A 13,083-nucleotide genomic window follows, 5' to 3' on the forward strand; every position below is an offset into this window, starting at 1 on the left:
GACAATGGTCACGGCGGTATGGTCTAATCCCGGCATGTCTGCCCCCCAGAACCCAGCCATCGCCCCCGCCGCCGCGCCCCGCGCCGCGTTCCAGACCGTTGCCCTGGTCGGCCGGTACTCGACCGCCGGCATCGAGGGCCCGCTCGAGGAATTGGCCGCCTGCATTTCCCGCAACGGCCAGGACGTGGTCTTCGAGCGCGAGACCGCACAGGCCACCGGCCTCTCCGGCTACCCGGTATTCTCCGCCGACGAGATCGGGCGCGAGGCCGACGTGGCCGTGGTGCTCGGCGGCGACGGCACGCTGCTGGGCCTGGCCCGCCAGCTGGCCGGGCTCGACGTGCCGCTGATCGGCGTGAACCATGGCCGGCTGGGCTTCATGACCGACATCCCGCTGGAGGACGTGACGCGCGCCCTGCCCGAGATGCTGGCCGGCCGCTACGAGGCCGAAACCCGCATGCTGCTGGAATCCCGCGTGATCCGCGACGACGGCGTGATCTTCTCCGCGCTGGCGTTCAACGACGTGGTGGTCAACCGCTCGGGCATTTCCGGCATGGTCGAGCTGGCCGTCTCGGTGGACGGCTATTTCATGTACAACCAGCGTTCGGACGGCCTGATCGTCTCCACGCCCACCGGTTCCACCGCCTACGCGCTGGCCGCCGGCGGGCCGATCCTGCATCCTACGCTGTCCGGGCTGGTGCTGGTGCCAATTGCCCCGCACGCGCTGTCCAACCGCCCGATCGTGCTGCCGCACGACGCGGAAGTGACGATCGAGGTGGCCACCGCGCGCGACGCGAGTGCCAATTTCGACATGCAGTCTCTGACCTCGCTGCTGCAGGGCGACCGGATCGTCGTGCGCCGCTCGAGCAAGACCGTGACCCTGTTGCATCCGGTGGGCTACAACTACTACGCCACGCTGCGCAAGAAGCTGCACTGGCACGAATACCCGACCGAGGACAACCGGCTCTGAGCCGGCCCCCACTCCCCCCAAGGCCACGATGCTCCGCAGCCTGTCCATCCGCGATTTCGTCATCGTCGATACGCTCGACCTCGACTTCACCACCGGCTTTACCGTCTTCACCGGCGAGACCGGCGCCGGCAAGTCCATCCTGATCGATGCACTGGCCCTGGTGCTCGGCGAACGCGCCGACGCCGGCGTGGTGCGCGAAGGCAGCACCCGCGCAAGCATCAGCGCCACCTTCGGCACGCACGCAGCGCTCGACGCCTGGCTGGCCGAGCGTGAGCTGTCCGGCGACGAGACCGGCCTGGACGGCGAAGGCACCGTGCTGCTGCGCCGCACCGTCGATGCGGGCGGCCGTAGCAAGGCGTTCATCAACGGCACGGCGGCCACGCTGGCCCAGCTGCGCGAGGTGGGCGACCAGCTCGTGGACATCCACGGCCAGCACGCCCACCAGCTGCTGCTGCGGCCGGACGCCCAGCGCCACCTGTTCGACGCCCACGCGGGCCTGACCGAACAGGCCGGCGCGGTGGCGGAGGCGTGGCGGGCCTGGCGCACCTGCGTGCGCCAGCGCGAGGCCGTGGAGTCGCAATCGCGCGAAATGCAGCTTGAGCGCGAGCGGCTGGAATGGCAGGTGGGCGAACTCGACAAGCTGGCGCCCCAGGCGGGCGAATGGGAAGAGATCCAGGGCGAATACAACCGCCTCTCGCACGCGGCCGGCCTGATCGACGGCAGCCGCGCCGCGCTGGAAGCGCTGTCCGAGGCCGACGGCGCCGTGCTGTCCGTGCTCAACAGCGTGGTGCACCGGCTCCAGCAACTGGCCGATGTCGATCCCGCGCTGCGCGACGTGCTCGCCGCGCTGGAACCGGCGCAGGTGCAGGTCGAGGAAGCCGCGCATTCGCTGACGCGCTACGTCGACCGGCTCGAACTCGATCCGGAACGCCTGCAGACCGTGGAAGCGCGCATGCAGGCGCTGCACACGGCGGCGCGCAAGTACCGCCTGCCGCCGGAGCAGTTGCCGGACGAACTGCTGGCCCGCCGCCAGCAACTCGACGACCTGCAGGCCGCGCAGGACATCAACAAGGTGCTGGCCCGCGAGGCCGCCGCACGCGCCGCCTACCTGACGCTGGCGCGGCACCTGTCCGCCGCGCGCAAGACCGCCGCCAAGGCGCTGTCCGGCGCCGTCACGGACGCCATGCAGGGCTTGTCGATGGCTGGCGGCACCTTCGTGGTGGCACTGAATCCGCTCGACGAGGCCGAAGGCCAGAGCCACGGGCTGGAGCAGGTGGAATTCCTCGTCGCCGGCCATGCCGGCGTGACGGCCCGCCCGCTGGCCAAGGTGGCGTCCGGCGGCGAACTGGCCCGGATCAGCCTGGCCATCTCGGTCATCACGAGCGAGGCCGCACCCACGCCGACGCTGATCTTCGACGAAGTGGATACCGGCATCGGGGGCGCCGTGGCCGAGGTGGTGGGCCGGCGCCTGCAGGAACTGGGCCGCGCGCGCCAGGTGCTCTGCGTGACCCACCTGCCGCAGGTGGCGGCGCAGGCCGGCACGCACCTGCTGGTCAGCAAGGAGACGGCCGACGCCACGAAGGCCCGGGCCGCCGTCACGCGGTCCAGAATCCGCGTGCTCGACGCCGAGGGCCGCGTCAACGAGACCGCGCGCATGCTGGGCGGGGCCACGGTCACCGCCACGACGACGCAACACGCGCAGGAGATGCTGGCGCAGGGCGCCCGCGCCGCCGAGCTGGCCGCGAGCCAGGCTGCAAATCAGGCTGCAAATCAGGCCACCACCGCGCCGCGCGAAGGGGGCTCGCGCCGCCCGCGCCGGGCCGCCGGCTGAAGCGCGCACCGTCGCCACGTCCGCATCCCGCTATATATATAGATACAGATCTCAGGAGCTTCGCCCCATGACCGCTGGTCAGTCCCCGCAACACCCCCGCCCCCGCCCCCGCCGCAGGGTCCTGGCGATGGCGCTGGCCGCCGTTGCCTCGCTGGCATCGCTGGGCGCCGTCTCGGGCTGCGCGTCGGAGTCGAAATCGTTCGCGCCGCCGCGCGGCAGCATCACCGACGACCGCGCCATCGGCGATATCCTCGTCAAGTTCACGCCGCCCGAGGTGACGGTGTCCGAGGACGCCGGCAAGCTGCTGGCGGGGATCGAGGGCCCGGTCCGGTACGTGGTGAAGCGGCCGATGTCCGGCGGCGTGTGGCTGGTCACCGCCATCACGGCCGTGCCCGACATCACGCTGGACCAGGCCGTGGCCACGCTGCAGGCCGCGCCGCGCGTGGAATCGGCCACGTCGGACCGCACGCTCAAGCCGCATCGCACCATGCCCACCAGCCGGGACATGCCAGCACAATAAAGCGCCCGTTTTCCTGTAGGTTGCAGTTCAGCAGTTCGCATCGCACTACCAACGCCCCCAGGAGTCGTAGATGCCACACCACACGCTGAAGCGCGGCCTGCGCGCCGCCCAAGGGCTGTCCGCCGCACTGCTGGCCGTGACCGCATGCTGGAGCCTGCCGGTGACCGCGCAGGGCCCCACCGGGGCGCGCGCCGCGCCGGTCTACACGGGCAACTACATCGTGCGCTGGCGGGATGGCAGCCAGTCCGTCACGCCCACCCAGATGCGCACCGTGGAGGCCAACACGGGCCTGGCGCTCGGCGTGAAGCGGCCGATGGCGGGCACGCTGCAACTGATGAGCGTGACCGACGCCAAGGGCGACAACCCCGAAACGGTGGCGAAGCGGCTGCGCCAGGACCCGCGCATCGCCGATGCGGTGCCCGACCGCTGGCTGCGCCTGCACGACACCATCCCCAACGACCCCGAATTCGCCGGCAACCAGACCTACATGGGCCTGCCGAGCCAGGTGGTGGGCGCCGCCAACCTCACGCGCGCGTGGGACCGCTCGCGCGGCAGCAGCAGCATCGTGGTGGCCGTGGTCGACACCGGCTACCTGCCCCACCCCGACCTGGTCGACCGGCTCGTGCCGGGCTACGACTTCATTAGTAGCGCGACCGTCTCGCAAGACAACGTAGATGGTCGTGATAGCGATCCCACCGATCCGGGAGACTTTGTTCCAGCCGGCCAGACCTGTCAGGACGGCAGCGGCCAGGCCAACAGCACGTGGCACGGCACGCGCGTGGCCAGCGTGCTGGGCGCGCTGACCAACAACGGCGTGGGCATCGCCGGCGTGGACTGGGCCGCGCGGATCCAGCCGGTGCGCGTATCGGGCCGCTGCGGCGCGCTGTTATCCGATACGGTTGACGGCATGCGCTGGGCCGGCGGGCTCGCCGTACCCGGCGTGCCGGCCAATGCGACGCCGGCCAAGGTGGTCAACGTCAGCCTGGGCGGTGGCAGTTGCTCGTCCATCGAACAGCAGGCCGTCAACGACCTGAACGCCGCCGGCGTGGTGGTCGTGGCCGCAGCCGGCAATTCGGCCGGCGCCGTGGAAGCTCCCGCCGACTGCACCGGCGTCATCGCCGTCACCGCCCACGCCAACGATGGCGAGAACGCCAGCTTCGCCAACGTCGGCCCGCAGGTCGCCCTGAGCGCCCCGGGCGGCGGCTGCGGCAACTCGCGCGTGGTGATGATCGGCAACACCCCCACCTGCTCCACGCCGGGCGGCTCGTCGCTGATCCGCACGCTGAGCAATTCCGGCACGACCACGGCCGGCAACTTCGTCATCAGCAACTCCGCCGGCACCAGCTTCGCCGCGCCGATGGTCTCCGGCGTGGTGTCGATGATGTTCGCGGTCAACGGTGCGCTGACGCCAGCCCAGGTCACCGCCGGCCTGAAAAGCTCCGCGCGCCCCCATCCGGCCAACACCTACTGCACCGCAAGCGCAAACGTCGGCAAATGCGGCGCAGGGTTGCTGGATGCCGACGGCGCGCTGGTAGCAGCGGCCAACCCGGCCGTCACGGCTACGCCTGCACCGGCGCCGGCGGCCTCCTCGGACAGCGGTGGCGGCGGCGGCGGTGGGGCAACCGCGCCCTGGAGTGCGGTGGTGTTGCTGGTGGTTGGGGTGGTGGGATTTGGGATGCGGCGGCGGGTTCGCTAGCGCCCTGCCCCATTCCCCCGCCGCGTGCGCCACCATTCCTGCAGCACCCAGCATGCCAGCCCGGCGATCGCGCCGGCGGCGTGGGCGGCGCGGACGATGCCGAAGCCCCAGGACGGGTCGAAGACGAGTGCAGCGAGCCAGGATTGCTCGGTCCAGACCTTGCCGATGACCACCACGCAGGTGATGACGCCAATCACGCGCGAGAAGCCCGGGGCTTGCAGCAGCCGCAGGCCGGCCCAGAGGGCCAGCCCGTGCAGCGCACCGGACAGCCCGCCGTACCAGCCGACCGAGGGGATGTTTAGCAGGGCCACCTGAACGGCCAGCCCGCTGATGACGAGGATCGCCAGCATCTCGCGGATGCGGGTGGCGCGGCCGGCGAGTAGCAGCAGGCCGGCGGCGGCGGCCATGTCCGCCAGATAGTGACGCCAGTCCAGATGCACCCACATCGCCGTGGCCACGCGCCACCACTGGCCGTCCAGCCGCACCGCGTCGCGCAGGTACAGGCCGTGGGCGTACAGCCAGGGGACGAAGGTGAACAGCGCGGCCAGTCCGGCCACGCCGGCGATGGTCGCCAGCATGGCCGGCCAGCCGTGGTCGGGCTGGGGCGGGACCGAACTACTCACCGAAGACCGCGCGCCACAGCGCCTGCACCTGCGCGGTCTGGTCCGCCACGGAGGCCGGCGGCACGCGGGCCTGGTCCTGGCCATCGAGCCGCAGCTTGTGCTGGCGTGCGCGGAACAGCCGGTAGGCGTCGCCCACGGCCACGGCGAGGGTCTTGTCGATCAGGCCAAGCTCGCCGGCCATGCGCAGCAGCGCGATATTGCCCTTGTTACCGGTCAGCGACGGATGCGCGCCGCTGTGCAGCAGCACGAGGTACTGCACCGTGAACTCGATGTCGACCATGCCGCCCCGGTCGTGCTTGAGGTCGAACAGCGGCGTGGGGTTGGGATGGCCCTCTGCCACCTTGGCGCGCATCTGCACGATTTCGTCGCGCAGCGCGGCGGCGTCGCGCGGCTGGCGCAGCACCTCCTCGCGCAGCGCCTCGAAGCGCGCGCCAATCGCGCTGTCGCCGGCGCACCAGCGGGCCCGCGTGAGCGCCTGATGCTCCCAGACCCAGGCGGTGTTGTCGCCCTCGCGCAGTTGATAGCGCCGGAACGCGTCGAAGCTCGTCACAAGCAGCCCCGCCGCGCCGTTGGGCCGCAGCCGCATGTCCACATCGAACAGCATGCCGGCCGCCGTGTGACTCGTGAGCCACGTAATCAGGCGACGGGCATAGGCCGCGTAGACGTCCGGCGCGCGCTCGTGGTCGTCGTCATACAGGAAGATGATGTCGAGGTCGGACGCATAGCCCAGCTCCTTCCCGCCCAGCCGCCCGTAGGCGATGACCGCGAAGCGCGGCGTCTCGGCGTGGCGCGTGGCCAGCTGGGCCCAGACCGCCCCGAGCGTGACTTCGAGCATCGCGTCGGCCAGGTCGGAGAGGCGGTCGGCCACCTGCTCCACGGTCAGCAGGCCGTGCAGGTCCTGCAGCAGGATCCGGAAGGTCTCGGCGTGGTGCTCGCGGCGCAGGATGTCCATCTGCATCTCGACCTGACCGTGCGCCACCTGCAGGCGCTCGGCCACGCGGGCGCGGAAGGCGGGCCAGTCCGGCGCGCTCGCCAGGGCCTCGCTGTCGAGCAATTCGTCCAGAAGCTGCGGATGGCGGGTCAGGTAGGCCGCCGCCCAGCGCGAGGCATGCAGCGTCTGGGCGACGCGGTCCATCGCCTGCGGGTACTCGGATAACAGCGAAAGATACGAGGCCCGCCGGCTGATCGCATCGAGAAAATCAAGGAAACGGGCGATGGTGCTGTCGGCATCGTCCTGCTTGTTGGCGAGGTCGAGCGCGCGGTTGACCAGTTGGTCGAAGCGTGCCCGGCTCGACTCGGACAACGCGCGGTAGCGTACCGAGGTGGCGATGGCGCGCAGGCGGTCGTAGAGGCCGGTGCAGTCGCTGAAGCCGGCGGCCTGGAGCCGCTGGCACGGCGACGACTCGGGATCGGTCTCGTCCGGGCCGTCCTGCGTGGGCCGCGAGCCCTGCCCTTCCCGCACGATCTCGGGCCAGAGCGCCTCGCACTGCGGCGCGTCCGGGTCGCTGAACGGATCGGCGAAAGTGGCCTCGAACTGCTGCGCCACGGGCGCCATCAGCGCATTCATCTGCGCCACCAGCGCGGGCCAGTCTTCATAGCCCATCATCCGCGCCACGGCCAGCTGTTCGTCCTCGCTGGTCGGCAGGTGGTGGGTCTGGGCGTCGTCGCGGTATTGCAGCCGGTGTTCCAGCTGGCGCAGGAAGCGGTAGGCATCGGCCAGCTGCTCGGCCTGCCCCGCCGGCAGGAGGTTGCGGGCCACGGCCACGTCGAGGACCTCAAGCGTCGGCCGCACACGCAGCGCGGCGTCCTGGCCGCCGCGGATCAGCTGGAACACCTGCGCCATGAACTCGATTTCGCGGATGCCGCCGCGCCCGAGCTTGATATTGAACGAGCGCTGGTTCACGCCGTGGCCGGCCAGCCCGCCGCTGCGCTTGGCCGCCTCCGCGCGGATCTGGGCGTGCAGCGCGCGGATGGCCGCGATCACGCCATAGTCGAGGTAGCGCCGGAACACGAACGGCGTGGTCAGCCGGCCCAGCAGCGCGGCCGTGCGCGTGGCGTGAGGCGTATCCAGCGCGGAGACCACGCGGCCCTTGATCCAGGCGTAGCGCTCCCACTCGCGGCCCTGCACGACAAGGTATTCCTCGAGCATGCCCAGACTGCACACCAGCGGGCCGGCATCGCCATTGGGCCGCAGCCGCATGTCCACGCGGAACACGTAGCCATCGGCGGTCACCTCGGAGAGCAGGTTGATCAGGCGCCGCCCCACGCGGATGAAATATTCGTGGTTCGAGAGGCTGCGCGCCCCGCCCTGGGTATCGCCATCCTCGTCATAAAGAAAGATCAGGTCGATATCTGACGAGACGTTGAGTTCGCGCCCGCCCAGCTTGCCCATGCCCACCACCACCAGTTCCTGCACCTCGCCGCTCTGGGCGCCGGTGGGCCGGCCGTAGGTGGCGGCGAGGTCATCGCCGAGCACGCGCAGGCCGAACTGGATGCCGAGTTCGGCGAGGTCGGTCATCGCGCCCGTGATCTCGCCGAGCGGGGCCAGCCCGCGCAGGTCGCGCTCGATCACCACGCACATGACTTCGGCCCGCAGCCGGCGCAGCGCCTGGGCGGCGGCGGCCTCGGCATCGGCAGACGGGGCGTGGAGCGCCTGCAGCCGTGCCTCCATCCAGGTACGCGTCAGGGGCGCCCGGGCGGCATCCGCCACCACGGCGGCCAGCTCGGGGCGCGCCTGGAGCACGCGGCGGGCGTAATGGGAGGCCTGCCCCGAGTACAATACGTCGCCCTCGCCGGCGGCATTGGAATCCGTGGCGGGTAACGCCCTGGCCATCACCGTGGCATAGGCCCCTTCGACCATGTTGCCGATGGGTCCAGGCGGCGCATCCGGCGCCTCGGTGGGAAGGGGGTGAGCCGGGGCGGCGCCCGCGGCGGAACTCGTCGGATCAGGGACAGTCATTCCAGTAACTTTGCAATGCGGGCAGGCGCCGTGGCGATACGCGGTGGCGCAACAACGCACCCTTATCGACCACTTTGGAGAGCGGCTAGTATTGTCGGATAATCTGCGCATGTCCAGACGCCCCGCCGCCCCTGCCGCGCCCGCCGACGGTTCAACGTCCGCCAGCGCCGCTGCCGAGGCGTCCGCCGCCACCGCCGGCCCGGCTTCCCAGGCTTCTCATTCCTCCTCCGCACCCGCGTCCGGCGTGGCGTCCGGCGTGGGTGCGCGGCTGCGTGCGGCCGCCCGTGGCGGCTGGCGCGCGCTGTGTGCCGGCGTGACGCATCCGGTCTGGCCCCGGCTCTGGCGGGTGCTGGTGCGCATCGTGCTGGCGCTGGCCGCGCTGGCCGTGGTGGCGGTGCTGCTGATCCGCTTCGTGCTGTGGCCGCAGGCCCATACTGCGCGCCAGTGGCTGGAGCAGCAAGGCTCGGCGGCGTTGACCGCCCAGTTGACCATCGGCGAGCTGGATACATTCTGGGACGGTTGGCATCCGGCGTTCCGCGCACGCAACGTGCGCGCCGTGGACAGCCAGCAGCGCGTGCTGCTCTCCGCCGGCACGCTCGACGGCAAGCTCTCCTGGCATTCCGTGCCGGCGCTGACCGTGCAGTTCGCCAGCCTGATGGCCGAGCGCACCGATGTGCTGGTGCGCCGCACGCCCGAGGGCCGCCTGCTGGTGGCCGGCGTGCCGATCGAGGCGCACCCGTCCACCACCAGCGACGACCCGTTCCTGAACTGGCTGCTCGCCCAGGGCCATATCGAGCTGATGAGCGGCAACCTGCGCTGGCTCGACGAAAAGGCCCGCCTGCCGCAGCTGGACGTGGCCGACATCCATTTCACCGCGCACCGCAACGGTGCCCAGCACACGCTCCGGCTGGAGGCCCGCAGCGCCTCGCTGGCGCCCCAGCCGCTGGTCTTCCAGGCCGCACTGCGCCACGACTACCTGCGTGCCACCGGCGACTGGCGCCACTGGACTGGCCAGGCCAACTGGGACTTCAGCCAGATGCAGCTGCCGGTGGTGCAGCGCTACCTCGCCATCTTCGACCACGTGGACAGCGGCGTCTTCAGCACGTCCGGTTCGGTCGATTTCCGCGAAGGCCACCTGATCGGCAGCCAGATGCGGATGCGCGCCACGGGCGTGGACCTGCAACTGGCCGGCGCCGCCGAGCCGCTCAAGCTGGCCAACGCACAGGCGCTGCTGCTGCACAAGGGCGACCGCGCCGGCAACCACCAGTTGACCATCGACACGCTGCTCTGGCAGCCCGAACCACTGGCCGGGCCGCCTTCGAGCGCCGATACGACCTGGCGCGAAGGCATGCGCAAGGTCACCGTGAACTGGACCCGCGACGATCGGGGCGAGTTGCGCAAGTTCGCGCTCAAGGCGCCGACGTTCGACCTGAACACCGTACGCGCGCTGGCTACCTCTCTGCCACTGGATACCGCGCTGCTGCGCCAGTTGCGCGTGCTCCAGCCAGCCGGCCATATCGACAACCTCGACGTGGCATGGTCGCGCGAGCGCGCCGGGCTGCTCTCACGCAGCCCGGGCGCGTCCCACTACGCCGTGCAGGGCACGCTGCGCAAGGTCTCGGTGAACAGCCAGCCGGCCGTACCGGCCATGGCCGCCGATGGCCTGCCCCGCGCCGGCACGCCGGGCTTCGCCCAGCTTTCAGGCAATTTCAGTTTCGATGACCGCCAGGGCACGGCGCGCGTGGACAGCACCGATGCCGCGCTGATGTTCCCGGGCGTGTTCGAAGAGCCGCGCATCCCGTTCGACGAACTGCGCGGCGAAATCCGCTGGACGCAGGAGTCCGGCAAGCTCGCGGTGCACACGGATGGCGTGCGCTTTGCCAACGCCGACACGGCCGGCACGGTGCGCGGCACCTGGCGCGCCGGCGGCGACGGCCACGGCGGCATCGCCGATATTTCGGGCGAACTGGACCGCGCGCTGGCCAACCGCATCGTCCGCTACCTGCCGCTGACGCTGCCCAGCACACGCCATTACCTGGGCGGCGCGCTGGTCGGCGGCGAGGCCACCGGCGCCAAGTTCCTGATCAAGGGCGACCTGGCCCACTTCCCGTTCCATCCGCCGTTCCAGAAGGCGGGCGACTTCCGCGCCGAGATTCCGGTGCAGAACGTGAGCTACCAGGTAGCACCGCACGAGACCGGGCCCAACGTGACCGGTGGCGTGAATGGTGGCGTGAATGGCAACGGCCACGGCAAGACGAACGGCGGCACCGCCTGGCCCGACTTCACCGACATCCAGGGCAATGTGATGTTCGAGCGCGGCAGCCTGACGTTCCTGGCCAAACGGGCGGCGGTGCGCGGCGTGCCGGGCGTGGTGCTCCAGAACGTCAACGGCCGCATCGACGATCTGAGCGACCATGGCCACCTGATGATCGACGGCATGGCCAACGGGCCGGTGCAGAGCTTCCTGCGCTTCATCGCCAATACCCCGGTCAAGGGCTGGTCCGGAAACGTGACGGAAAACTCACACGCACCGGGCCAGGGCGACCTGAAGCTGAAGCTTGACCTGCCGCTGCATCACGCGGCCGGCACCAAGGTGGACGGCCAGTTCCGCTTCCCCGGCAACGATGTGACGCTGTTCCCGGAACTGCCCACGCTCTATGGTGCGACGGGTGTGGTGGCGTTCGACGAGCACGGCTTCCGGCTCGACAACGTGCGCGGCCGCTTCCTTGGCGGCGAGACCCGGATCGGGGGCGGCACCCAGTCCGACGGCACCACGCGCGTGACCGTGGGCGGTACCGCCACGGCGGCCGGCCTGCGCGAGGCGCTGGCCGCGGCGGGCAGCAACGCCGGCACGCATATGGAAGGTGCCACGGCCTACAACGCCGAGATCGGCATCCGCGACAGGCATCTCCAGATCCAGGTAGGCTCCAGCCTCGTCGGCATGGCGCTGAACCTGCCGGCGCCGCTGGTCAAGACGGCGGCCCAGGAAATGCCGCTGCGCTTCGACCTGCGCCCCGCTACGGCGGCGGCCCGCGCCGGGCAGGACGACCTGACTGTGCAACTCGGCAACGCGGTGTCGGCGCGCTATATTCTGCGGCGCGGCGCCGAGGGCCTGGAGGTCATCTCCGGCGGCATCGGCGTGGGCCAGCCGGCGCCGCAGCCTGCCAGCGGCGTCACGGCGGCACTGACCACTGAGCGGCTCGATGTCGATGCCTGGCGCAACGCGCTGGGCGGCACGGTGCCAGCGCCGGCCGCGCCGGGCCGCGACAACCCGAACAACGTCGATCGCAACTCGCCATTCCTGCCCGAACGCGTGACCGTGCGCGCCAAGGCGCTCGATGCGTTCGGGCGCAGCCTCGACGACGTCTCCCTCGACGCCAACCGCGAAGGCAGCGGCTGGAACGCGCAGATGACGTCGCGCCAGATCGCCGGCACGGCGCAGTGGCGGCGCGATGCCAGCACGCCATCCGGCTCGCTGTCCGTGCGGTTGTCGCGGCTGGACTTCCCCGAGGCCGCCGATGACGGCCACGCCACCGACACCATGGCGCGCAATATCGAGGAACTGCCCGCGCTGGACCTCGTGGCGGAGAAGTTCGTGCTGCGCGGCAAGGATTTCGGCAAGCTGGAAGTCAAGGCGCACACCAGCCACGCCGGCAACGAGCCGGTCTGGACGCTGGACAACCTCACCATCGAGCAACCGGGCGCCACGCTGACCGGCAACGGTACCTGGCGCGTGCCGCGCCGCCTGCGCGATGCGGTGGCGAGCGGCTCCGCCTCCCCCACCGAGGGCCGCCGCACGCTGCTGAACTTCAAGCTGGACATCCGCGACGCCGGCGACGTGCTGGACCGCATGGGCATGGCGCACACGCTGCGCGACGGCAAGGGGGCGTTCGAAGGCCGCATCGCGTGGCGCGGCTCGCCGCTGTCGATCGACTATCCGTCGCTGTCCGGCCGGCTCTCGCTGAAGCTGGAAAACGGCCAGATCCTCAGCGTGGAGCCGGGTGCCGCACGCCTGCTGGGCGTGCTGAGCCTGCAAAGCCTGCTGAAGTTCGCCACGCTCGATTTCCGCAGCCTGTCCAACCGGGGCGTGGTATTCGACGACCTGACCGGCAGCGGCACGATCGAGAACGGCGTCGGCAAGATCGACGAATTCCAGCTCAAGAGCAGCCAGATGATGGCGTCGATGACCGGCACGGCCAACCTGCTGCGCGAGACGCAGGACCTCCAGGTCTCGGTGGTGCCGCGCATCAACGCCACGACCACCTCGGTGGCGGCCGCGTTCATCAATCCGGTGCTCGGCATCGGCACGCTGGCCGCCCAGTTGCTGTTCGCGGACGAGTTCTCCAAGGTGTTCACGCTGCACTATCACGTGTCCGGATCCTGGGCCGATCCCAAGATCACGAAAGTGGAGGACAATAAGCCCCGACAGCCGTCGATCCAGGAGCGCGCGACCGAGTTCCTCCGCTAGAAACCGGCTCGCCGCCCCG

The 13,083-nt window shown here is 70.6% G+C and carries 7 protein-coding genes; 5 read left to right on the plus strand and 2 right to left on the minus strand.

Annotated elements, in window-relative coordinates; translation table 11 throughout:
- Positions 1–34: 34 nt before the first annotated feature.
- From SB751_RS02555 to mprA, 4 genes are all read left to right on the plus strand, one after another.
- Positions 35–967, plus strand: a complete 933-nt coding sequence (locus SB751_RS02555; protein WP_144196141.1) for an NAD kinase — start codon at positions 35–37, stop codon at positions 965–967.
- Positions 968–995: 28 nt separating this feature from the next.
- Positions 996–2,798 carry a DNA repair protein RecN gene (gene recN / locus SB751_RS02560; RefSeq protein ID WP_410747764.1) on the plus strand — a complete coding sequence of 601 codons (1,803 nt, stop codon included), beginning with the start codon at positions 996–998 and terminating at the stop codon, positions 2,796–2,798.
- A 67-nt stretch (positions 2,799–2,865) separates the two neighbouring features.
- A complete protein-coding gene (locus SB751_RS02565) occupies positions 2,866–3,318 on the plus strand; it encodes a hypothetical protein (RefSeq protein WP_144196145.1) in 453 nt (150 codons plus the stop codon).
- Positions 3,319–3,388: 70 nt separating this feature from the next.
- On the plus strand, positions 3,389–5,014 hold the full coding sequence (mprA, locus tag SB751_RS02570) for an MprA protease, GlyGly-CTERM protein-sorting domain-containing form (RefSeq protein WP_410747765.1): 1,626 nt from the start codon (positions 3,389–3,391) through the stop codon (positions 5,012–5,014).
- Here mprA and rrtA read toward each other — a convergent pair.
- Positions 5,011–5,592, minus strand: coding sequence for a rhombosortase (gene rrtA, locus SB751_RS02575; RefSeq protein ID WP_144196314.1), 582 nt, complete (start codon positions 5,590–5,592; stop codon positions 5,011–5,013). The two genes, mprA and rrtA, sit on opposite strands and share 4 nt — an antisense overlap.
- A gap of 37 nt (positions 5,593–5,629) precedes the next feature.
- Positions 5,630–8,596: a bifunctional [glutamate--ammonia ligase]-adenylyl-L-tyrosine phosphorylase/[glutamate--ammonia-ligase] adenylyltransferase gene (gene glnE, locus SB751_RS02580; protein ID WP_211943818.1), complete on the minus strand. Its 2,967-nt coding sequence runs from the start codon at positions 8,594–8,596 to the stop codon at positions 5,630–5,632.
- 109 nt (positions 8,597–8,705) lie between these two features.
- Here glnE and SB751_RS02585 point away from each other — a divergent pair, with 109 nt between their 5' ends.
- Positions 8,706–13,064: a YhdP family protein gene (locus SB751_RS02585; protein ID WP_410747766.1), complete on the plus strand. Its 4,359-nt coding sequence runs from the start codon at positions 8,706–8,708 to the stop codon at positions 13,062–13,064.
- Positions 13,065–13,083: the final 19 nt, after the last annotated feature.

This window comes from Cupriavidus sp. SIMBA_020 (genome assembly GCF_046535395.1).
GTDB lineage: Bacteria > Pseudomonadota > Gammaproteobacteria > Burkholderiales > Burkholderiaceae > Cupriavidus > Cupriavidus campinensis.

Excerpts from the sequence above, each read along its gene's own strand:
- SB751_RS02555 (WP_144196141.1), top strand. The coding sequence starts at position 35 with ATGTCTGCCCCCCAGAACCCAGCCATCGCCCCCGCCGCCGCGCCCCGC.
- recN (WP_410747764.1), top strand. The coding sequence starts at position 996 with ATGCTCCGCAGCCTGTCCATCCGCGATTTCGTCATCGTCGATACGCTC.
- SB751_RS02565 (WP_144196145.1), top strand. The coding sequence starts at position 2,866 with ATGACCGCTGGTCAGTCCCCGCAACACCCCCGCCCCCGCCCCCGCCGC.
- mprA (WP_410747765.1), top strand. The coding sequence starts at position 3,389 with ATGCCACACCACACGCTGAAGCGCGGCCTGCGCGCCGCCCAAGGGCTG.
- rrtA (WP_144196314.1), bottom strand. The coding sequence starts at position 5,592 with ATGCTGGCGACCATCGCCGGCGTGGCCGGACTGGCCGCGCTGTTCACC.
- glnE (WP_211943818.1), bottom strand. The coding sequence starts at position 8,596 with ATGACTGTCCCTGATCCGACGAGTTCCGCCGCGGGCGCCGCCCCGGCT.
- SB751_RS02585 (WP_410747766.1), top strand. The coding sequence starts at position 8,706 with ATGTCCAGACGCCCCGCCGCCCCTGCCGCGCCCGCCGACGGTTCAACG.